21 protein-coding genes are annotated in these 20,850 nt (G+C 47.1%); 2 read left to right on the forward strand and 19 right to left on the reverse strand.

What is annotated here, in order from left to right; all coding sequences use genetic code 11:
• The first annotated feature begins 27 nt into the window (after nucleotides 1–27).
• On the forward strand, nucleotides 28–1,596 hold the full coding sequence (locus ACIFSR_RS03555) for a YifB family Mg chelatase-like AAA ATPase (RefSeq protein ID WP_430054971.1): 1,569 nt from the start codon (nucleotides 28–30) through the stop codon (nucleotides 1,594–1,596).
• 58 nt (nucleotides 1,597–1,654) lie between these two features.
• Here ACIFSR_RS03555 and ACIFSR_RS03560 read toward each other — a convergent pair whose 3' ends face one another.
• The 7 genes from ACIFSR_RS03560 to rplS all read right to left on the reverse strand — a co-directional run bounded on the left by ACIFSR_RS03560 (nucleotide 1,655) and on the right by rplS (nucleotide 7,085).
• A complete protein-coding gene (locus ACIFSR_RS03560; RefSeq protein WP_430054973.1) occupies nucleotides 1,655–2,059 on the reverse strand; it encodes a YraN family protein in 405 nt (134 codons plus the stop codon).
• Nucleotides 2,052–2,360, reverse strand: a complete 309-nt coding sequence (locus ACIFSR_RS03565) for an EscU/YscU/HrcU family type III secretion system export apparatus switch protein (RefSeq protein WP_076268346.1) — start codon at nucleotides 2,358–2,360, stop codon at nucleotides 2,052–2,054. Before ACIFSR_RS03565 ends, ACIFSR_RS03560 begins: the two co-directional genes overlap by 8 nt.
• Nucleotides 2,357–4,183: a hypothetical protein gene (locus ACIFSR_RS03570; protein ID WP_430054976.1), complete on the reverse strand. Its 1,827-nt coding sequence runs from the start codon at nucleotides 4,181–4,183 to the stop codon at nucleotides 2,357–2,359. Before ACIFSR_RS03570 ends, ACIFSR_RS03565 begins: the two co-directional genes overlap by 4 nt.
• 249 nt (nucleotides 4,184–4,432) lie before the next feature.
• The gene (locus ACIFSR_RS03575; protein ID WP_339208904.1) at nucleotides 4,433–5,047 is read right to left on the reverse strand and encodes a ribonuclease HII; all 615 of its coding nucleotides are present in this window, start codon (nucleotides 5,045–5,047) and stop codon (nucleotides 4,433–4,435) included.
• Nucleotides 5,048–5,068: 21 nt separating this feature from the next.
• Complete coding sequence (ylqF, locus tag ACIFSR_RS03580; protein WP_076268343.1) at nucleotides 5,069–5,935, reverse strand: ribosome biogenesis GTPase YlqF; 867 nt, start codon at nucleotides 5,933–5,935, stop codon at nucleotides 5,069–5,071.
• 9 nt (nucleotides 5,936–5,944) lie between these two features.
• Nucleotides 5,945–6,646, reverse strand: coding sequence for a signal peptidase I (gene lepB / locus ACIFSR_RS03585; protein ID WP_339208903.1), 702 nt, complete (start codon nucleotides 6,644–6,646; stop codon nucleotides 5,945–5,947).
• A gap of 97 nt (nucleotides 6,647–6,743) precedes the next feature.
• Complete coding sequence (rplS, locus tag ACIFSR_RS03590) at nucleotides 6,744–7,085, reverse strand: 50S ribosomal protein L19 (RefSeq protein WP_053375699.1); 342 nt, start codon at nucleotides 7,083–7,085, stop codon at nucleotides 6,744–6,746.
• Between the two features lie 203 nt (nucleotides 7,086–7,288).
• On the opposite strand from rplS, the gene ACIFSR_RS03595 reads away from it, so the two are divergent.
• Nucleotides 7,289–8,707 (forward strand): CAP-associated domain-containing protein, encoded by a 1,419-nt coding sequence (locus ACIFSR_RS03595; protein ID WP_430054979.1) that lies wholly within the window; start codon nucleotides 7,289–7,291, stop codon nucleotides 8,705–8,707.
• Nucleotides 8,708–8,779: 72 nt separating this feature from the next.
• Here the strand turns inward: ACIFSR_RS03595 and trmD are convergent, their stop codons facing one another.
• The 12 genes from trmD to fabG all read right to left on the reverse strand — a co-directional run bounded on the left by trmD (nucleotide 8,780) and on the right by fabG (nucleotide 20,850).
• Nucleotides 8,780–9,532, reverse strand: a complete 753-nt coding sequence (gene trmD / locus ACIFSR_RS03600) for a tRNA (guanosine(37)-N1)-methyltransferase TrmD (RefSeq protein WP_339208901.1) — start codon at nucleotides 9,530–9,532, stop codon at nucleotides 8,780–8,782.
• Between the two features lie 3 nt (nucleotides 9,533–9,535).
• Complete coding sequence (rimM, locus tag ACIFSR_RS03605; RefSeq protein WP_076268340.1) at nucleotides 9,536–10,060, reverse strand: ribosome maturation factor RimM; 525 nt, start codon at nucleotides 10,058–10,060, stop codon at nucleotides 9,536–9,538.
• Between the two features lie 162 nt (nucleotides 10,061–10,222).
• Nucleotides 10,223–10,453 carry a KH domain-containing protein gene (locus ACIFSR_RS03610; RefSeq protein WP_076268339.1) on the reverse strand — a complete coding sequence of 77 codons (231 nt, stop codon included), beginning with the start codon at nucleotides 10,451–10,453 and terminating at the stop codon, nucleotides 10,223–10,225.
• A gap of 25 nt (nucleotides 10,454–10,478) precedes the next feature.
• The gene (gene rpsP, locus ACIFSR_RS03615; protein WP_053375694.1) at nucleotides 10,479–10,751 is read right to left on the reverse strand and encodes a 30S ribosomal protein S16; all 273 of its coding nucleotides are present in this window, start codon (nucleotides 10,749–10,751) and stop codon (nucleotides 10,479–10,481) included.
• A gap of 34 nt (nucleotides 10,752–10,785) precedes the next feature.
• Nucleotides 10,786–12,162 carry a signal recognition particle protein gene (gene ffh, locus ACIFSR_RS03620; protein WP_076268338.1) on the reverse strand — a complete coding sequence of 459 codons (1,377 nt, stop codon included), beginning with the start codon at nucleotides 12,160–12,162 and terminating at the stop codon, nucleotides 10,786–10,788.
• A gap of 26 nt (nucleotides 12,163–12,188) precedes the next feature.
• On the reverse strand, nucleotides 12,189–12,551 hold the full coding sequence (gene ylxM, locus ACIFSR_RS03625; protein WP_076268337.1) for a YlxM family DNA-binding protein: 363 nt from the start codon (nucleotides 12,549–12,551) through the stop codon (nucleotides 12,189–12,191).
• A 163-nt stretch (nucleotides 12,552–12,714) separates the two neighbouring features.
• Entirely contained in the window at nucleotides 12,715–13,722 is a 1,008-nt protein-coding gene (gene ftsY, locus ACIFSR_RS03630; protein ID WP_430054984.1) for a signal recognition particle-docking protein FtsY, read from the reverse strand.
• 42 nt (nucleotides 13,723–13,764) lie between these two features.
• Nucleotides 13,765–17,340 (reverse strand): chromosome segregation protein SMC, encoded by a 3,576-nt coding sequence (gene smc, locus ACIFSR_RS03635; RefSeq protein ID WP_430054987.1) that lies wholly within the window; start codon nucleotides 17,338–17,340, stop codon nucleotides 13,765–13,767.
• Between the two features lie 210 nt (nucleotides 17,341–17,550).
• The gene (gene rnc, locus ACIFSR_RS03640; RefSeq protein ID WP_076268334.1) at nucleotides 17,551–18,255 is read right to left on the reverse strand and encodes a ribonuclease III; all 705 of its coding nucleotides are present in this window, start codon (nucleotides 18,253–18,255) and stop codon (nucleotides 17,551–17,553) included.
• Entirely contained in the window at nucleotides 18,245–19,486 is a 1,242-nt protein-coding gene (gene fabF / locus ACIFSR_RS03645; protein ID WP_054029014.1) for a beta-ketoacyl-ACP synthase II, read from the reverse strand. Before fabF ends, rnc begins: the two co-directional genes overlap by 11 nt.
• A gap of 289 nt (nucleotides 19,487–19,775) precedes the next feature.
• Nucleotides 19,776–20,009, reverse strand: a complete 234-nt coding sequence (locus ACIFSR_RS03650) for an acyl carrier protein (RefSeq protein WP_053375686.1) — start codon at nucleotides 20,007–20,009, stop codon at nucleotides 19,776–19,778.
• A gap of 91 nt (nucleotides 20,010–20,100) precedes the next feature.
• Entirely contained in the window at nucleotides 20,101–20,850 is a 750-nt protein-coding gene (gene fabG, locus ACIFSR_RS03655) for a 3-oxoacyl-[acyl-carrier-protein] reductase (RefSeq protein ID WP_076268333.1), read from the reverse strand.

Raw genomic sequence — 20,850 nt, forward strand, 5'->3', positions numbered from 1 at the left:
TTCACACATATGGGGGTGCTTTTTGTCGTGTTTAGTTTAATTCAGAGCGCAAGCGTTTATGGAGTTGATGGTAAAAGCATTTCAGTTGAGGTTGATATTTCCAGCGGCCTGCCTCAAATCAACGTAGTGGGTTTGCCTGATCCTGCTGTTCGCGAATCTGTTGAACGTGTTCGAGCCGCTCTAAAAAATAGTGGTTTTACTTTTCCTATGGACAGAATTACGGTTAATCTAGCTCCTGCCGACTTGCGCAAGGAAGGCACATCCTTTGATTTAGCCATTGCGGCGGGCATCTTAACTGCAAGCGGACAAATTAGCGTTGCCCCTTTTGAGAATACGCTTCTTCTTGGAGAACTCTCACTTAACGGCAATGTCCGTCCGGTAGCCGGCGTACTTGCCATGATTGAACAAGCGAAACGACTTGGCTTTAAGCGTGTCTTGCTGCCTGTCGCGAACGTCAAGGAAGCCATCTGGATTTCTGATATGGAATTGTTTGCGTTAAGCCACCTGAAAGAGCTTGATTTAATCAAAAAGAAACAATCCGACTGGAACGATATTCGTGTCGATCAGAGAAACGATTCCAGCTTTAGCCAAATTGAAAACAAAACATATCTAGATAAGCAAGATGAAATTGGTGATTATGGGGATGTTATCGGTCAGCATCAAGCCAAACGAGCTATGCTTATAGCCGCGGCTGGCAAACACAATATTTTGCTCAGCGGACCTCCAGGCACGGGTAAAACGATGATGATTCGGCGTCTGCCGGGGATATTGCCCTTATTGACTGAACAAGAAGCGTTGGAGGTTACGAAAATTTATAGTGTAGCTGGCAAACTGCTCGATAGCTCCCACGGCCTTATTACACATCCACCATTTCGCGCTCCGCATCATACCATATCGTCCGGCGGACTGATCGGCGGCGGCTCTATCCCGAAGCCGGGAGAAGTTACACTCGCTCATCGCGGCGTGTTGTTTCTTGATGAATTGCCAGAATTTCCGAGACAGGTGCTTGAGGTATTGCGTCAGCCACTGGAGGATCGTATAGTAACCATTTCCCGCTCCAAAGCTGTATTCCAGTTTCCAGCCAGCATTATGCTGGCTGCCTCCTTTAATCCATGTCCATGCGGCTATTATGGGCATGAGTTTGGCGATAAACGCTGCACTTGCAGCGCTACACTCATTAGCCGTTATCGATCTAAGATATCAGGGCCATTGCTTGATCGAATAGATTTACAGCTAGAAGTGCCAAGACCCATTTCACTAGAGCATGCTTCAACTGGCCCCTCACTTAATACTGCCCAAATGAAGCAGCTAGTGCTGGGTGCATATGCCTTTAAACAAGATCGCACAGCAGGCATCAGTCTCAATTCTATTGGATCATTAAACGGCGCTGCCCTTCGAAGGTCTGTAAATATAAAGCCAGAAGCCGCAAGCCTGCTGGAAAGTGCTTTTGAAGCGCTTGGAATCAGTATGCGGGCATACGATAGAATGCTGAAGCTGGCACGCACCATAGCCGATCTTGAAGCAAGCGACGCAGTCGATACGATGCATATCGCGGAAGCTATTCAATATCGCGGGCTTGATAAGCCGCTTTCATAATAAAAAAACTTTCTCTGTAGGTTAGCTCCTGTCAGAGAAAGTCCAATTTGTTACCATTTTAGAACGCTGCCTCAAAATGCTCTAAAGAAGTAACGATCTCATCTGCACGGCTCAACGTTATCGCAATAACATCAAAGCGAATGGATGCATCTGAGCGCCCAACACTGCGTAAATAAACTTGAGCCGCCTCCCTTACCTTCTGTTGCTTGCGATAATCCACCGACTCCGCGGCTGTGCCGTATTTACTGCCTTCTTTTCTCGTACGCACCTCTACAAATACAAATCTATCAGAATGTTCAGCAATAATATCAATTTCTCCTATTCTACATCGCCAATTCCGCGTGAGAATATTATAATTCGCTTCTATTAAATACAAACAAGCTGCTTCCTCGCCAAGCTGACCCGTAGCTTTCCTATTATCTAGTTTCCGCGTCCCTTTCGCTTTTCCCTCATCATCACCCATCTATCATTTCCCTCGCTTTTCGGTCAGAACGATAAACAAAGCTTAAAATTTCTGCGACGAGCGTATACAGCTCACCCGGAATTTCTTGATCGATATCAAGCTTAGAGAGCACTTCTACCAACGAGGAATCCTCTTGTACAGGAATGCCATTTTCCTTCGCTTTCTCAAGGATGAGATCCGCCAAATGCCCTTTCCCTTTAGCAACCATAACCGGAGCAGTGCGCTCGCCTGGCTCGTATTTTAAGGCTACTGCTTTCCTGACTTTCGTTTGTGGCTGATTTTCACTCTGATCGCTGCTCATATACGATAATCGACTCCTTTGTAACGATTGGCTGCAAAGGCGCTCATATCCGTCATTTGCTGGTTCTTAACTGCTGCTGATGCTGCTTCCACCTTTGATTCCCCCGCTTTGGGAAGCGGCGTTGTTCGCAGTGAAAGCAGCTGATAGCCTGCTTGCTGCAGGCTGGCAGCAATTTCATTTCGAGATCCTTCTGCAAGCGATGAGATTGCAGGATGATCATTCCACAAGTTTAAACTTACAATTTTGTCCATCACATTTACGTCAACCATCGTATCGCCCAGCGTATTCATCGACAAATTAAAGAGCAATCTGCAATTCGAAGCGTCAAGCTCTCCTTTTCGCCCTCTTCTTGTCTGAATGTGAACCGAAGCGGTTTGTTTGCCGTCTGCGTTATTGATTGGAATAAACATCGTCACATGCGTGAGAACTGAGCTGTTCCGCTCAGGAGTAAGCAAAAGCTGCTGGCCTGTTATTTGCTGTACAAGCTGCTGCGCTGTCTCTTTGAGAGCAGGAGGTGTATGATCCGATGAAACCAGAGCTAGCAAGGCACTTTTCAATGATTCCTGCTGTGCAGGCGGAGAAGAATCTGTCATTGGAATGCTGTCTGCAACGTTCGAAAGAACCGCTAAGGCTGCTCGTTCAACCATATGCTTTTGATCCGGCAGCCTTGCTTGCTGAGAATCAGCGGTTTCAAACTCTGCTGGTTTTGCCAGCATTACGGTTGGAGCAGCTTCTTTGCTGTTAGCCTCGACGATAGGAGTCTGCAGCGGTGGTGCTGAAGCAGTCGTTACAGTTGCCGGCTTCGCAGCAGTTTCCGCTGTTGCTGGCTGAGGAGCCGGCGCTTGCTGGCTCAATTGAGTATCCGCTGTAAATACTTTGGCAAGCTGAAGCTCATGATCGACGCCCATCCATTTCATCATCTGTCCCAGCCAGTTGGGCTGACTTGACTGACTGGCTAATGCTCTAGCCGCTTGAGGATTAGCTTGTTGATCCGGAGCTTCGTCCTCAGACATAGCGACAGGTGCTGCTGTTGCCTGCGGCAAGTCCGTTTTGACGATTTGCGCGTTTAATTGCTTTGAAGTCGGTATGTCCTTTGTAACGGCTTCTCCTGATTTTGCTGCACTAGACTCAGCCGTCACTCCACGAAGCAGCTCGAGCCCTTCCGTCAGAAGCGCTTGCACACGTGCAGCTGCTTGAGTTGCAGCTTTTGTTTCAGCTTTCCCTTCATCCGAAACGCTCGTGAATGAAGTAATTTGCAGCTGCAACGTCTCAAGCAGCTCATGCGTGCTGCGCCCGAACATAACCTGCTGCATCGCACCTACAGTAGCGCCAGTCATAGGCAGCCCTCTTTTAAAGGTTGCGGCAGCGGACTGCATCCATTGCTCCGCATCTCCACCAGCCGGCATCGCGGATGCAGCCTGTTGAAAGGCTTGCGCAACGTCGCGGTTCAGAATAACGCCTTCCTTCCGCAAATCCTTGACGATTTGCGCTGCCCATTTCTGCTCTGGCAACGCCAGCTGTTTAGCCCATTCTTTGAACGTATCATCAGGCAATCCCACTTGACCAGGTTCAACTTGTTTAAGCATTACAAGCGCTCCGCTTGATTGAGGCTGCACTTGGAGCATTGCTGATTGTCCCACTTGAAGCGGCATCTCTAGCTTCGCACGCACTTGTACACCGTTAATTTGTACGAGCGCTTCGTTATTTTCCATCACCTGCAAAATGACGCCTCTTACCACTTGTCCAACTTTAAGCTCCACAGCTCGTGTATCCGCACTAGAAGCCTCTCCTAAGAAGCTTCGCATCATTTGACTTATATTCATTTGTTCATTCGCCTCCGTTGCTCCAGCGCCATTCTATGCGTTTGCTCTTTGCACTTAAGCGAGCTCTTTACATAAGCATGTACGACTTCATTAAACCTATAAGCCTTATATCGGTCAAAATGAGTAAAGCTTGTAGCCGTTCATCCCAAAAAACAGCACAAAAACAAAATAACGCCCGATAATTACACTAGGCATCTTTTGCCTCGCACAATCAATCGAGCGTCATATAATATCTGCTGACAGATGCAGCTAGAAGAGAAGCAGCTGCTCCTCTGTAAATAAATTGCCGAGAAATGATCTGCGATGCAGAGGACTTGGTCCATTAGCTAGCAATCGCTCCCGATGAAGCTTCGTTGCATATCCCTTGTGTATAGCAATGCCATAAGCTGGATATTCCTGCTCCCATTCGGTCACACAAAGCCTATCGCGCGTAACCTTGGCAACGATAGAGGCTGCAGCGATCGATTGGCTTGTAGCGTCCCCTTTAATGATCGAGAGCTGCGGCAGACTAACATCGACCTTCTCCGCATCAACAAGCAAATAGTCAGAAGGAAGCTGTAACGATTCCACTGCAATTTTCATTGCAAGCCTAGCTGCCTGCTTAATATTGATTCGATCAACCGTTTCAGCATCAACACGAGCAGCCGACCACGCTACACATTCCTGCAAAATAATATCATACAGCTGGTCACGCTTTTTCTCGGAAAGCTTCTTGGAGTCGTTAACCCCTTCAATCACAAGCCCTGGCGGTAAAATAACGGCAGCTGCCACGACGTCTCCGAACAAGCAACCTCGGCCAACCTCATCTACACCAGCAATCGCTTTAAATCCTTCTTCCCATAACGACTGTTCATATTGCAGCACGTTACGTTCCCCCGTTTCACATCAATAAGGTGGCGCTTCGAGCGTAATTCTTCCTAGCTTGCCTGAGCGCAAATCACGCAAAATGATTCCGGATGTTTTCTCCAAATCGACGTGTCCACCGCTAACAAGGCAGCCTCTCCGACGTCCGATATCTTCCATCACACGCACGATTTCATCTGAATCCGTAGCGTCCTTAGGTGGCGTTTCAAGCTCATACCGCTCTTTCATGTTAGGCCAGTATCGATCTACCAGCTCACGCATCGCAAAAAACGCGATATCGTCAACGTTCAAAATTTGCTCTCTAATGGCACCAGTCATAGCAAGCCTGTATCCGACGAGCTCGTCTTCAAACTTTGGCCACAATATGCCCGGTGTATCGAGCAATTCCATTTCAGTTCCAATCTTAATCCATTGTTGTCCCTTCGTAACGCCAGGACGGTCGCCGGTTAAAGCAATAGCGCGTCCAGCGAGCTTGTTGATCAACGTGGATTTCCCGACATTCGGTATACCTACAATAAGTCCGCGAATTGCACGCGGATTTATGCCTTTTGCAATTTGACGTGCAATTTTCTCATGCAAAATTTGCTTTGCCTTGAGCGGAACCTCATTTACCTTCGTGCCTGTTGAGGAATCAATTGCGATCGATTCATGGCCTTCATTACGGAAATAAGCCATCCATTGCTCTGTCGTTTTTGGATCAGCCAAGTCTGATTTGTTTAATACGATCAATCTTGGCTTGCCGTTCAAAATTTCCTCAATCATCGGATTACGGCTAGATAGCGGAACCCGTGCATCCAATAGTTCGATGGCAAGATCGATTAGTTTGAGCTTGTCTTGTATTTGCCGTTTCGCCCGCGTCATATGACCCGGAAACCATTGAATGGTCATTTACTCACCTCATTTAGTCCAGTGCTTTATAAACTCTAGTTTGTTCAGCGGCCAAAAAATAATATCGGCACGTCCAACAACCTCTTTATCCGATACAAATCCGATAACCCTGCTATCTGTACTATCGCTGCGATTGTCGCCAAGTGCAAAAATCGTGTCCTCAGGAACAGTGATTTCAGATACATCGGAATTTATTCCTTTTTCGTTGTATAGCTTGCCTTCGGCATGTGCTGCCGCAATAGCTTCTTTTAAATAAGGCTCGTCTATTTTTTTATCATTAATATAAAGGTCATCGCCTTCGAGTCGAATTTTATCACCCGGTACGCCAATCACTCGTTTTATAAATTTTCGGCCTTGCTCTGGAACATCAAACACTACGACCTCACCAAATTTCGGCTCGCGTATCGTATACAAAATTTTATTTACTATTAACCGTTCGCCGGTCTCGAAATTAGGCTTCATGGAAGGTCCGTCGACGATGAATGGTGAAAACAAAAATTGACGAATGAGAAATACGAGAACGACCGCAATGACTAAAGCCTTGATCCATTCTACGACTTCTTTATAAGCTCCGCCCTGTTTTCCTGAGCCGGATGCATGGGCTGCTGCACGGTTTGGTAAATTCTGCTCAATGTCCGCATGTTCCTGCGTATTTTTCATTTCATGATCATTGCCATTGTCCAGCCCGTCATTTCGCTGCTGTGAGTCCATTCAGTCCGCCTTCTTCCCATATGCTGTAATATGTAAATGACCTTTGAGAAAAAACGAAAAGGAGCTTGTTTGCGCAAGCCCCTCTTGTCGTTTGTTCTTAACGAATTTCTTTAATACGAGCAGCTTTTCCGCGAAGACTACGTAGGTAGTACAATTTCGCGCGACGTACTTTACCACGGCGAGCCACTTCGATTTTTTCGATTTTAGGCGAGTTAAGCGGGAAAGTTCTTTCCACACCAACACCGTAGGAAATTTTACGCACTGTAAAAGTTTCGCTGATTCCACCGCCGCGACGTTTGATTACAACGCCTTCGAATAATTGGATACGCTCACGAGTTCCCTCGATAACTTTTACATGAACTTTTAGCGTGTCACCTGGACGAAAGTTCGGTAGACCTTGGCGCAGATTTTCTTGCGCGATTGTTTGCAAAAGATTCATTTGATTCACTCCTTCCACCATAGACGTTCTTATAAGCTCACCGGATTCCTCTGAATCGGTTCATCGCTGATAGCGGACCGTCCGACTTTACGAACAACATTAGAAATTTTACCATAGCTAGCCCAATAATACAACACGATTTTTTTATTCATAAATCATGTATACTAAATGATGACAAACACCGACATGAAGAGGTGACAAAATTGCACCATAATAAACAATCTTTTTGTAACAAAACAAAAGGGGGAATCGCATCTGTACTTTTAATATTAACCATTTCTGCACCATTGCAAACCTCTGCTGAATCCTTGGTTTTTAAAGATACGAATGGACACTGGGCTGGCTCCTATATCTCTTGGGCTGTTGATCAGAAATTAGCTCAGGGATATGGGGATAATTCCTTCAAACCAAACAAGGTTGTTAATGAAGCTGAGTTTCTTGCTATGTTATTGAGAGCCTATGGATTGGTCACTACATCATCTTCCAGCGCCAGCAATTGGACCAAGCCTTATTACGATTATGCGAATAATTTGGGCTGGCCTATCAATAACGCTTCACAAAATGTCGAATTCCGACGTGGACAAGCTGCGTTACTACTGGCTTCCGCGGCAAATGGAAAAGAATTTACAGAGCAAAGCGCAATTCAATGGCTGCTTGATGAGAAAATATCGAACGGACGCACTTCTGCCACCGTTAGCGGCTTCATACCAGATGGAAAACTTACACGCGCTGAGGCGCTTACCTTCTTCTATAACCTCAAACTTCACTCAAAAGCGTTGTCCGATGCTAAAATTATTAACACAGGTGATCGCCTTCATGAGATAACGATAAACGATTCACTGCAAAAGCTTCAACAAACGCTCGGAAAACCGTCTAGGATTGATCTAAGCGAATATGGTTTCTCCTGGTACGTTTATAATAGCAGTTATACCAACTACATGATGTTCGGCATCCAAAATGACCGGGTAATCGCACTTTTCTCCAATGGCAAAGATAGCTGGGCGATGAAGTCGGGCATCCAGATCGGACAAACGATTGGTAATGCCAAAAAGCTGGTTGGCGAAGCAACCAATGTCGAGACAAATAACGATTATTATGCTTACACTACAAAAAAAGTACATACCGTTCTCTTCATTGACCGACGTGATGGAAACAAAATAGCTGGTGTCATGCAAATGGATCAAGCCGTTTCCAAATCCACAGCGTTAAAATCAGCAAATACATCCAAGCTGGCAGACGCCTATGAACAACAACTCTTTGATCTTACTAACGCTGAGCGCGCTGTTCGCAAAATACCTCTGCTGCAATGGGACAAGCTCGCTGCTGCCTCAGCGCATGGTCACAGCAACGATATGAGTGCACGTAAATTTTTTGACCATACGAATCCAGACGGCTCGTCTCCCTTTGACCGAATGAAAGCAAAAGGCGTTAAGTATCACTCAGCTGCCGAAAACATAGCTGCCGGATACAAAAATAGCATATTTGCTCACTATGGCTGGGTCAATTCTACAGAAGGCCATCGTGAAGCACTATTAAACAGCAAGCTTGAGCGACTAGGTACAGGTGTTGCATTAGGCGGAACCTATAACGTCTACTATACCCAAAATTTTTACACGCCATAATCATCGAATACTTCTAAATAAACAAAGCCGCAACGAAATTCGTTGCGGCTTTGTTTATTAGCTAGGGTCGTACTATTTGCCTGTCTTATTAGGCTCCTGCTTTAACTGAGAAGCCACCCATTTGCGTTCCTTGTCCGTAAGCGGGGCGCTCTTCAGAAGGTCAGGACGGCGCTGCAGCGTCCGCAGCAGCGACTGCTCACGACGCCACACCTCAATATTCGCATGATGACCAGATATAAGCACATCCGGGACATCCCAGCCGCGGAACGACGCAGGCCGAGTGTAATGGGGATGCTCAAGCAAACCTGTGCTATATGAATCTGTAACCGCAGAAGTTTCATTGCCAAGAACTCCTGGCAGTAATCTAACAACGCTATCGATGAGCACCATCGCAGGTATTTCACCACCCGTAAGCACGTAATCACCAATCGACAGCTCGTCTGTTACAAGATGCTCGCGTATACGCTCATCATAACCTTCATAGTGACCGCAAATAAGAACCAAGTGCTGTTCCTTTGCAAGCTCTTCAGCCTTCTTCTGCGTAAACTGTGCTCCTTGCGGGCATAGAAGAATAACACGCGGCTTTATATTGTCATCCAGCTTTAAATCCTCTACCGCAGCAAAGACCGGATCTGGCTTCAAGACCATGCCGCCACCGCCGCCGTATGGATAATCATCAACCGTGTTATGCTTATTGCCTGAATAAGCACGGAAGTTGATTGCTTGAGGAGATACGATCCCCTTCTCTTTCGCTTTTCCTAAAATGCTCGAATTGAACACTCCGTCGAACATTTCGGGAAACAGCGTCAGCACATCTATTTTCATCGGTTAAATCAATCCTTCCATCAAATGGACCGTTACGATTTTCTCTTTTGTGTCGACATTGACTAAGACATCATCGATAACAGGCAAAAGCAATTGCTTCCCCGAGCCCTTCGGACGATCCACTACCCACACGTCATTTGCGCCTGGGCTTAAAATTTCCGAAATCGTGCCCAGCTCCTCGCCTTCCTCGGTAACGACGCGGCAGCCTATAATTTCGTGATAATAATATTCGCCTTCTTCAAGCTCAAGCTGCTGATCGGCTGAAATTTTCAGTACCCAGCCTTTATATTTCTCAACCGCATTAATATCAGTGAAGCCTTCCAGCTTCAATATGTATACGTTTTTGTTTGCGCGTGAGCTGATTACTTTTACTTCCAGTGAAGCTCCGCTTTCCTCGTTCACCATAAGCAGCTTGTTTCCAGAAGCAAATCTATCCTCTGCAAAATCCGTTTGCGAAAGAATTTTCAGCTCTCCGCGGATACCGTGCGTATTAACGACTTTCCCGACTGTAAACCATTTTTCGTTCATTAGAACCAGCCCTTCATATGTGTATAGCCTTATTATACATGCAAAAACGGCTTCGTTCCATGTTGAAGAACGAAGCCGTAATGATTAGCGACATCCATGGATAAGTGTACATATTGAAAAGAAGGTTAGGACATTCATCCCAACCTTCTCTTCATACGTACATCATGACATAATGTCGACGATGACACGCTTTTGCGATTTCACGGAAGCAGAAGTCACTACCGTGCGAATCGCTTTCGCTATGCGTCCCTGTTTACCGATGATTTTACCGATATCCTCGGGGTGAACCGAAAGCTCGTATATCGTGCCACGGTCATCATCCTTCACATTGATTTGCACCTGTTCAGGATGATCAACCAATGCCTTCGCTATGACAAGAATCAATTCTTTCATCTCAAGGCCCTCCGCTATTCAACAGTTATTTCTGTTGCTTAAGCTCATGGAACTTTTTAAGAACACCAGCTTTGGAAAGCAAGTCACGAACGGTATCAGAAGCTTGCGCTCCAGTTTGCAACCATTTTAGCGCTTTCTCTTCATCAATCTTAACTTGAGCCGGTTGTGCAACCGGGTTATAAGTACCGATTTCTTCGATAAAACGACCATCACGCGGCGAACGGGAATCCGAAACTACTACGCGGTAGAAAGGAGCTTTGTGAGCACCAATTCTTTTCAAACGAATACGTACTGCCATTAAAAATTCACCTCCTTCAAAGAGTAAACAACCATTAAAACGGGAACTTCATATTTTTGCCGAGCATACCTTTTAGGCCCTTCTTGCCGCCCTTAGGCCCTTTCGGTCCCATCATCGATGAGAATTGCTTCATCATTTTTTTCATATCGTCAAACTGCTTAATGAGGCGGTTTACCTCAACGATCGTTGTTCCACTGCCTGCAGCAACACGCTTGCGGCGACTGTGATTAAGCAGCTCTGGCTTTTGCTTCTCCTCTTTCGTCATGGAGCGGACAATAGCCTCGACGCGGCCGATTTGTTTCTCATCGACCTTCATATCCTTCATGCCCTTCATCTTGTTCATGCCGGGCAGCATATCCATAATTTGATCAAGCGGCCCCAAATTGCGAACCTGCTCCATCTGCTCAAGGAAATCGTCGAACGTAAACTCTGCTGTACGCATTTTACGTTCCATTTCCTTCGCTTTATCTGCATCAATATTCGACTGCGCCTTCTCGATAAGCGATAGCATATCGCCCATGCCGAGAATACGAGAAGCCATACGCTCTGGATGGAACGGCTCCAAGGAGTCGATCTTCTCACCCATTGCTGCGAATTTAATCGGACAGCCTGTAACTGCTTTTACCGACAGCGCCGCGCCACCGCGAGTATCGCCATCGAGCTTCGTTAGTACAACGCCTGTTAAAGCGAGCTGTTCATGAAAGCTCTGTGCAACGTTTACAGCATCTTGTCCTGTCATTGCATCAACAACGAGGAGAACCTCATCCGGCTTTGTAACTTGATGAATTTGCTTAAGCTCTTCCATCAGCTCTTCGTCGATATGTAAACGACCGGCGGTATCAATGATGACATAGTCATTGCCGTTCTCTTTGGCATGCTGTAGTCCAGCACGCGCAATCTCTACAGGTGATGTCTGATCACCCAAGGAGAAGACCGGCGCATTGATTTGTTCACCAAGCACTTGAAGCTGCTTAATGGCAGCAGGACGATAAATATCACAAGCGATTAGAAGCGGCTTATTGTTGCTCTTCTGAAGCAATTTTGCCAGCTTGCCTGAAGTTGTTGTCTTACCCGCACCTTGCAAACCCGCCATCATAATGACTGTCGGAGGCTTATTAGCCTTAACCAGCTTGCTCTGCGTGCCGCCCATCAGCTCGGTCAGCTCTTTATTTACGATATCGATGACGACCATGCCGGGCGTGAAGCTCTTGGATACATCGAGGCCAATAGCCCGTTCCTTCACCTTCGCAATAAAGTCCTTTACGACTTTAAAGTTAACGTCTGCCTCTAGAAGCGCCAAACGCACTTCACGCATTGCTTCGCTAACATCATCCTCGGAAACCTTGCCTTTGCCCCTCAGCTTGCTGAACACATTTTGAAGCCGACTCGATAAGCTCTCAAATGCTGCCATGTACCGTCACCTCCATTCTTCATGTTTTATTCGGCTAATTTAAATTGTGCAATGACACTCATAAGCGCCTGCTTGTCCTGCTCTGCAATGGAAAGCTCGTTAACGCTGTTTACAAGCTGCACAGTTAATTGTTGAAAGGATTCATGTCTTACAAGCAAGCCGAGCTTGCCTTCATAACTTTCTAGCACTTGTTCTGCACGCTTGATGTGCTCATAAACCGCTTGTCTGCTAATTCCAAACTCGCCAGCAATTTCCCCAAGTGTGAAGTCGTCATGAAAATAATATTTGAGAAACGTCCGCTGCTTCTCTGTCAAGAGCGGCTCGTAAAAGTCGAACAACAAGTTTATTCGGGTTGTCTTGGACAAGGCATCTGGTTCATTTGCTTTCATCCCCTCAGCCCCTCCTGTTATTTGCTTGTTCTGCCGACAAGGTAAATACCTTTACACCAGCAACGTCTTTTATAATACATGACACTATAGACTGCTGTCAAGTATTTTCCCTTGTCACCTTTACGAGCTGTTTTAACTGCTCCAAACCATCGTTAATCGCCGCTTACTCCGACGTTTTTTCAGCTTCAAAATCATCTTCACGCTGGATTAACCCAGCAAACAAAGCATGAATAAATTGCTCTGAATCGAATTGCTGCAAATCGCCCATTTTTTCGCCAAGACCTACAAGCTTAACCGGGAGGCTTAGCTCATTACGAATAGCAATTACGATTCCGCCTTTTGCTGTGCCATCAAGCTTTGTCAGCACCAGACCGGTTACGCCGCTTTTCTCGCCAAACAATTTTGCTTGGCTAAGTGCGTTTTGGCCAGTCGTTGCATCAAGCACAAGAAGAACCTCATGAGGAGCGTCAGGAAGCTCGCGCTGAATCACGCGGAAAATCTTGTTCAGCTCTTCCATCAAATTGGTTTTGTTTTGCAGCCTGCCAGCCGTATCGCATAACAGAACGTCTACGCCGCGCTGCTTTGCAGCTTGCACTGCATCGAACATCACTGCTGCAGGGTCAGCTCCTGATTGCTGCTTAATGACATCGACACCAACACGCTGTCCCCATACCTCCAGCTGCTCAATAGCTCCTGCGCGGAACGTATCGCCGGCTGCCATAAGCACACTCTTGCCTTCACTCTTAAATTTATGAGCAAGCTTGCCAATGGTCGTTGTCTTGCCAACGCCATTTACGCCAACGAACAAAATAACAGTGATGCCGCTTGGTGCCATCCGCAAGCCGGAATGATCATCACCCTTCATCAGCTGAATCAGCTTCTCAGAGAGGATCGGCTGCAAATCTGAAGCATCCTCGATCTTCCGTTTTTTCACTTCGACCCGCAGATCGTCAATAAGCTGCATAACGGTATTCACACCAACGTCGGCACCAATTAGTATTTCCTCTAGTTCTTCATAAAACTGCTCATCGATTTTTTTGCGGCGTGTGATTAGCTCTTCTACCTTCTCAACAAAAGCCGTACGCGTCTTCGATAAGCCTTCTTTGAAAATATTTGTCACCGCTTCTGTCTTTGTAGCGATGCTTTCCTTCAGCTTCTTAAAAAAACTCATCGTTCCAACTCCCCATCCTCACGTTGCCGTTTTTTCTATAAGTTATGCGGATACCGGCTCTTCATCCTCTAAGCGCACAGAAACGAGCTTCGATACGCCGCCTTCCTCCATCGTAACACCATATAGCACATCCGCTTCCTCCATCGTGCCTTTACGATGAGTAACGACGATAAACTGCGTAAGCTCTGAAAACTCACGCAAATATTGAGCAAAGCGTGATACGTTTGCCTCATCAAGCGCAGCTTCAACCTCATCAAGCACGCAGAACGGAACGGGTTTCACCTGTAAAATCGCAAATAGCAAAGCGATTGCGGTCAAAGCTCTTTCTCCACCAGAGAGCAGCTGTAGATTTTGAAGTTTTTTGCCTGGCGGCTGAGCGACAATGTCGATTCCTGTATCAAGAACACGATCTGGCTCAACGAGCACAAGATCAGCCCGGCCACCACCGAACAGCTTCGCGAATACGATAACAAAATGACTGCGAATCGCTTCAAACGTCGCTTTGAACCGTTTGGACATCTCATCGTCCATCTCACGAATGACCTGGTACAACGTCGTTTTTGCGTCGATCAAATCATCCTTCTGCTCTGACAAAAACTCAAAACGTTCGCTGACTCGCTCATACTCCTCGATTGCACCTAAGTTCACTTCGCCAAGAGCGGTTATTTGACGTTTAACGTCTCTAACCTCATTTTGTGTACCGAGAACATCCTCAGGTACAGGGTACTGCTCCTTAGCGAGTTCATAGCTAAGCTCATATTCCTCACTGAGCTTCCGAAGCAAATTATCAAGCTCCACGTCTAGACGGTTAGCCGCAATTTCGGTCTGCCTCATCTGCTCTTCAACCGTCCGAAGTTGTCCGCGCTGCTCCTTCGTTTCACTTTCGCCCAAATCGAGCTCGGCAATACGCTTAGCGCGTGCTGATCGTTTGAAATCCGTTTGCTCTGCACATTCCTGTTTCTTCAAACGCAGGTGATTGAGCTGTTCAATCTGCTGTACCGTTTCATCAGCATGCCTTGCGATTTCTTCCTCTTGCTGAACGGACAAGGAACGCAAGCTTCCAAGCTCTTGCTTCGCTCGACCGATTTCCGCTCGTACTCTCGCTGATTGATCTTCGAACGATAATTTCTCTTGATCAGTCTTCGCTGCAGCGATCTTAATATCGGTAAGCTGGCCTTGCAGCTCTTCCTTCGCAAATTCGCTAGCTTTACGCCGCTCTTCTGCCATACGAATCGCTTCCTGCAGCCTCGCTTCATCTACAACCAGCTGTTCTAAACGGAGCTCTGCAGCTTTGGCTGCTGCCTGAACATCTTTCTGCTCGGACAAATGAGTGTTACGATCTGCTGAATACAGCTGACGCTGCTCGTCGAGATGCTTCGCCTCATTGTGAAGCTGCTGAAGCTCAGCTCTAATTTGCTGCTCTTCAATACGGCTTTTCTCGCCTTCTGCACGCAGCTCCTCAATATTATGCGTGCGAATAGAATGTTCTTTGCGCAAATCGCTTAGCTTATTACGAAGCTGCTCTACCATCTTGCGAGCATCTGCAATCTCTTGATCAAGCGCGTCGATTTGACGTTGACGACCAAGCAGGCTGGCGCCTTTCTTCTGCAAGCTGCCCCCCGTCATTGAACCGCCAGCATTGACAATATCACCTTCAAGCGTGACGACGCGGTATCGATATTGACATTTCGATGCAATCCGGTTGGCTTGCTCCAGTGTTTCGGCTAGCAATACATTGCCAAGCAAACTGTTCACAATCGCTGAATAGCGGTCATCCGAGCTTACCAAATCAGCAGCAACGCCTACGAAACCCTCAATGGATTCGGCTATACGCTTGTCATGCTCAGGAACTTGTCTGCCACGAATGACATCGAGCGGCAGGAAGGTAGCTCGTCCTAGCTGACGCTGCTTCAAGAATGCGATAGCTGCGCGAGCCGTTTTCTCATCCTCCATGACCACATGCTGCAAGGCCCCGCCCAGTGCAGTCTCAACGGCAGTCTCAATGCGTTCAGGAACACGAACAAGCTCCGCAACCGCGCCATGAACACCGCTGATTCCGCTATTGCCGCGTCTAGAAGCTTTGAGAACTTCCTTTACGCCCTGCATAAAGCCATCTAGCGCATCCTGCATTTCTTTCATGGTATCGCGCCTAGAAACATGACTGTCGAGTTTCTGCTCCCACTTTCGCATGGCTAAAGTGACCTCTTCCAAACTTTGAGAAATCTTTCTCGTTTGTTCAGATTCCGAAAGTGTTTTGTTTCTTGCCTGCTCTAGTCGCGCCAGCGTAGATTCAAGCGAAGCCGCAAGTGCAGAGCGTCTCTCGTCCAATTTTTCCTGCTGCTCCAGCCATTTGGTCTCATCCTCGCTAATTCGCTCCATCCGCCGCTGCAATGCTTCTTGCTGCTGCGAAGCATAACGAATTTCGTTGCGGTGCTGCGCCATCGAGCTTAGCACTTCCAATAGCTCGCTTTTGAGTGTTTCTTCCGCATCAACGACTGCTCCGCCTGCAACGCCTACGAGACGCGCTTCTTCATCGGCTATTTTCGAGCGCAGATCTGCTAGCTGCAGCTGCAACGCAGCTGCACGGCTGCGAAATTCCGCTTCTTCCTGCGTCATGGTGACAATGCGAGCGTCCTGTGCAGCGATTGATTCTTCAAGCTGACGTTTATTTTGCTCCAAGTTGCGCTTGCGTTCCTTTAGAACCTCGCCGTATCCTTCACATTTCTCGAAATCCTCACTAATTTGCAGCATCGCTTCATGAAGCTGATCTAGCTCCAGCTCAAGCTCCCGCAGCTGCTGACGATCCTTCTCCAAATGTGCATCATGTTTGCTGACAACCGTAGATAGCTGAAGCTGCTCCTGCTGCAAACGCTCAAGCTTGCCGTTTGCCTCCGTCCATGAACTATGAATCTGTTCGATGTTATGTACGTACATAGAGATTTCCTTCGTTTTCAGCTGTTCCTTGAGCGCTTTGAAGTGAATGGCTTTCTCCGATTGCTTGCGAAGCGGGCCCACCTGATCTTCAAGCTCTGTCACCAGATCATGAATGCGAAGCAGATTCTGCTCGGTTTCATCAAGCTTCCTCTGCGCTTCGCGCTTACGCGACTTGTATTTGACGATGCCGGAGGCTTCTTCAAATATTCCGCGACGATCCTCCGAGCGCGTGCTTAAAATTTCTTCAATTCGGCCTTGTCCAATGATGGAATAAGCTTCTTTACCGATACCGGTATCCATGAATAGCTCGGTAATATCTTTTAGCCTGCATGGCTGCTTGTTTATTAAATATTCGCTATCTCCGCTGCGATGTACACGCCGTGTCACTGTTACCTCGTTATACTCGAGCGGCAATGCCCCATCCGAGTTATCAAGAGTAAGGGATACCTCGCTGTAATTGACAGCTTTCCTAGCATCGCTTCCGGCAAAAATAATATCTTCCATCTTACCGCCGCGGAGGCTCTTTGCGCTTTGCTCGCCGAGCACCCAGCGTATGCCGTCCGAGATGTTGCTTTTTCCGCTGCCGTTCGGCCCTACAACCGCAGTAATACCGGTTACAAACTCCATTTCGGTCCGATCAGCGAAAGACTTAAAGCCTGATAATTCAATCCGTTTCAGAAACATGTCTTGGTTTTCACCTCACCCCTCATTGTACCACATCTTATGGGCCTTGATAACCATTTAAGCTACTAAAAGCAACCAAATGCTGCGTTTATCACCTTATTTCAGCTGGTTAAACCGCTCTTCCTTTTTATCAGGGCCACATAATAAACGATCATAAAAAAAGAGAGCGCCCGGCAGGTCAGAAGACCTTCCGGAAACTCTCTATGCTGATTAGCCTTGTTCCTGCGATAGCGTGCGCCATGCTTCAGCTGCAGCACGCTGCTCCGCTTCCTTCTTCGTCCTCCCGCTGCCGACGCCAAAACGCTCTTCACCGAGATATACTTCAACGACAAATTCACGGTCATGCGCAGGTCCACGTTCTTCAATGATTCGGTATTCCACCGCACCAAGCCCATGATGCTGCGATCGTTCCTGCAGCTTCGACTTGGAGTCTTTAACAAGAAGACCATAGTCGTTTGACTCAACAAAAGGAAACATATGCTCATTAAGAAAAGCTCTCGTTTCCTCAATTCCTGCGTCAAGGAAAATGGCACCGACAAACGACTCGAACAAATCAGCTAGCAATGCTTGCCTTTGCCGACCGCCTAGCTGCTCTTCACCGCGTCCGAGAAGCACATGCGAACCGAGCTCCAAGCGTTCAGCAAATTGGGCTAAAGATGGCTCGCAGACGATTGATGCACGCATTCTCGTGAGCTCGCCCTCAGGCCGCTGCGGATACGTTGCGAACAAATACTCAGAAACGAGTAATTGAAGCACCGCATCTCCCAAAAATTCCAAACGCTCATTATCCTGAGCTGACCCGCGCTTGTGTTCATTTACATAAGAAGTATGAGTGAAAGCTTGCCTCAGCAGCTTTGTCCGCTTAAAACTGAGCTGCAGCCGCTGCTGCAGCTCATAGAAGGAATCACGCTTCATAAACTTTCATCACGATCGATGCGTTGTGACCGCCGAAGCCAAATGAGTTGGACAATGCTATCCTTACATTCGCTTCACGCGGTTTATTAGGTACATAATCAAGATCACACTCCGGGTCTTGATTGTCTAAATTAATAGTCGGAGCGATGATTCCGCTTTTGATAGTCAAGCCGAGAATTACGGCTTCAACGCCGCCAGCAGCACCTAGCAAATGACCTGTCATCGATTTTGTTGAGCTGACCGCTACTTTATAAGCATGGTCGCCGAGCGCTTTTTTGATCGCTTTTGTCTCTGAGCGATCACCGACAGGTGTCGAAGTGCCGTGCGCATTGATGTAGTCGATCTCAGAAGGATCAATTCCAGCATCCTTGAATGCTTTCACCATGCAGCGAGCTGCACCATCTGGATCTGGCTCAGTCATGTGATGAGCGTCACCGCTCATACCGTAACCAATAACCTCAGCATAAATTTTTGCACCGCGTGCCTGCGCATGCTCAAGTGATTCAAGCACGAGTACACCAGCGCCTTCGCCCATTACGAAACCATCACGGTCAACGTCGAACGGACGACTTGCTTTTTCAGGCTCTTCATTGCGAACGGACATCGCACGCATCGAGCAGAAGCCTGCCATGCCGGTCGGTCTGATCGTCGCTTCTGCTCCGCCAGCAATCATCACATCAGCGTCGCCACGTTGAATCAATTTGAAAGAATCGCCGATGGAATGAGTGCCCGTAGCACAAGCGGTTACTGCCGTACTATTTGGACCTTTCGCACCAGTAAGCATGGATACTTGTCCAGAAGCCATGTTCGCGATCATCATCGGAATAAAGAAAGGGCTGACACGCTTAGGGCCTTTCTCCAGCAAAATATTGTGCTGGTCTTCCCAAGTGCCAAGTCCGCCGATACCGGAACCGACCATAACGCCAACACGCTCAGGGTCAGCATTTGTACCAATTTGCAAATCAGCATCTTTAACTGCCAATTGGCTAGCTACTGCAGCGAATTGTACGAAACGATCCATTCTGCGTGCTTCTTTTTTATCTAAACCGTAATCTTCGGGATTGAAATTTTTAACTTCTGCGGCAATGCGCGTCGGATACTCAGAGAAATCGAAAGCTTCAACAACCGATACACCTGATTTTCCGTCCAGCAAGTTACCCCAGAACTCTTCCAAATCGGAACCGAGTGAGGTAATAACCCCCATACCCGTAACAACAACTCTTTGTTTCATTCGATTCACCTCTATGTCCAGCAAATTTGATGCGCAAGCTGCGTCACCTTTGTTAATCGGTCAATGTTGCTATATTGCGTATACCCTGCTTATATTTCTCCGTAAATACAAGCCTAGCCGTACCAAACGGCGAAACCTTTACGCTTGAAATATAAGGAGGTATAAATGAGATGCACATAAAGCCATTCACGCTTCTTTATATAAAAGCTGCCTTGCTTGCTTAAGTGTAATTCAGGAAACTGCCTAGATGGAGAGAAGTCCCGTTTATTAAAAACGGGACTTGTCCTTCTTACGTATGAGATTGTATGTATTTAACTACTTCTCCCACAGTGGTGATAGTCTCAGCATCTTCATCAGAAATTTCCATATCAAACTCGTCTTCTAGCTCCATGACCAATTCAACGACATCAAGAGAGTCAGCGCCGAGGTCATCTTTAAATGAAGCTTCAAGTGTAACTTCCGCTTCGTCTACGCCTAGTCGGTCGATGACGATACGTTTTACGCGATCTACTACTTCGGACATCCGGTTCACCTCCTCCATGGTATTATACGAGAATTAAAGATAAAATGCCATACGTAACCGTTTTAATTCATTATTGCTGAATTATCTGGTGTTACATATACATGCCGCCGTCCACATGAATCGTCTGTCCAGTCATATAGGCTGAAGCATCCGAAGCAAGAAAACGGACTGCGTTTGCGATGTCACTCGGATCACCGAGACGGGCAAGCGGAATTTGGCCAGATAAAGATTGGCGCATTTCTTCCGGCAGCTTGTCCGTCATTTCGGTTTGAATAAATCCTGGGGCTACACAGTTAACTGTAATGCCGCGTGACGCAAGCTCGCGGGCACTAGCCTTAGTAAGACCAATGACACCAGCTTTGGCTGCAACATAGTTAGCCTGCCCAGGGTTTCCGAGCACACCAACAACAGAAGAAATGTTGATGATTCGGCCGGAGCGTTGTTTCATCATAGAGCGAGTGACCGCTTTAATGCCGTTGAAAACCCCTTTTAAGTTGGTTTCAATGACTTGGTCAAACTCGTCTTCCTTCATACGCATGATTAAATTATCTCTTGTAATGCCCGCATTATTCACTAATATGTCAACCGCTCCGAATTGCTCGATGACTTCCTTGACCATCGCTTCAAATTCATCTACTTTGCCAACATTAGCTTTTATTACAATAGCGCGTCTACCGAGTGCTTCTACAGCTTGCGCCGTTTCAGCTGCTGCCGCTTCGCTGCCTGAGTAGTTAATGGCAACATCCGCGCCTGCCTCGGCGAGGGCAATAGCAATCGATCTGCCAATGCCCCGCGATGCACCTGTTACGAGTGCTTTTTTTCCTTCCAAGCTAGCAAACAT

Origin of the sequence: Paenibacillus sp. NRS-1760 (genome assembly GCF_050467785.1) — a bacterium.
Lineage (GTDB): Bacteria > Bacillota > Bacilli > Paenibacillales > Paenibacillaceae > Pristimantibacillus.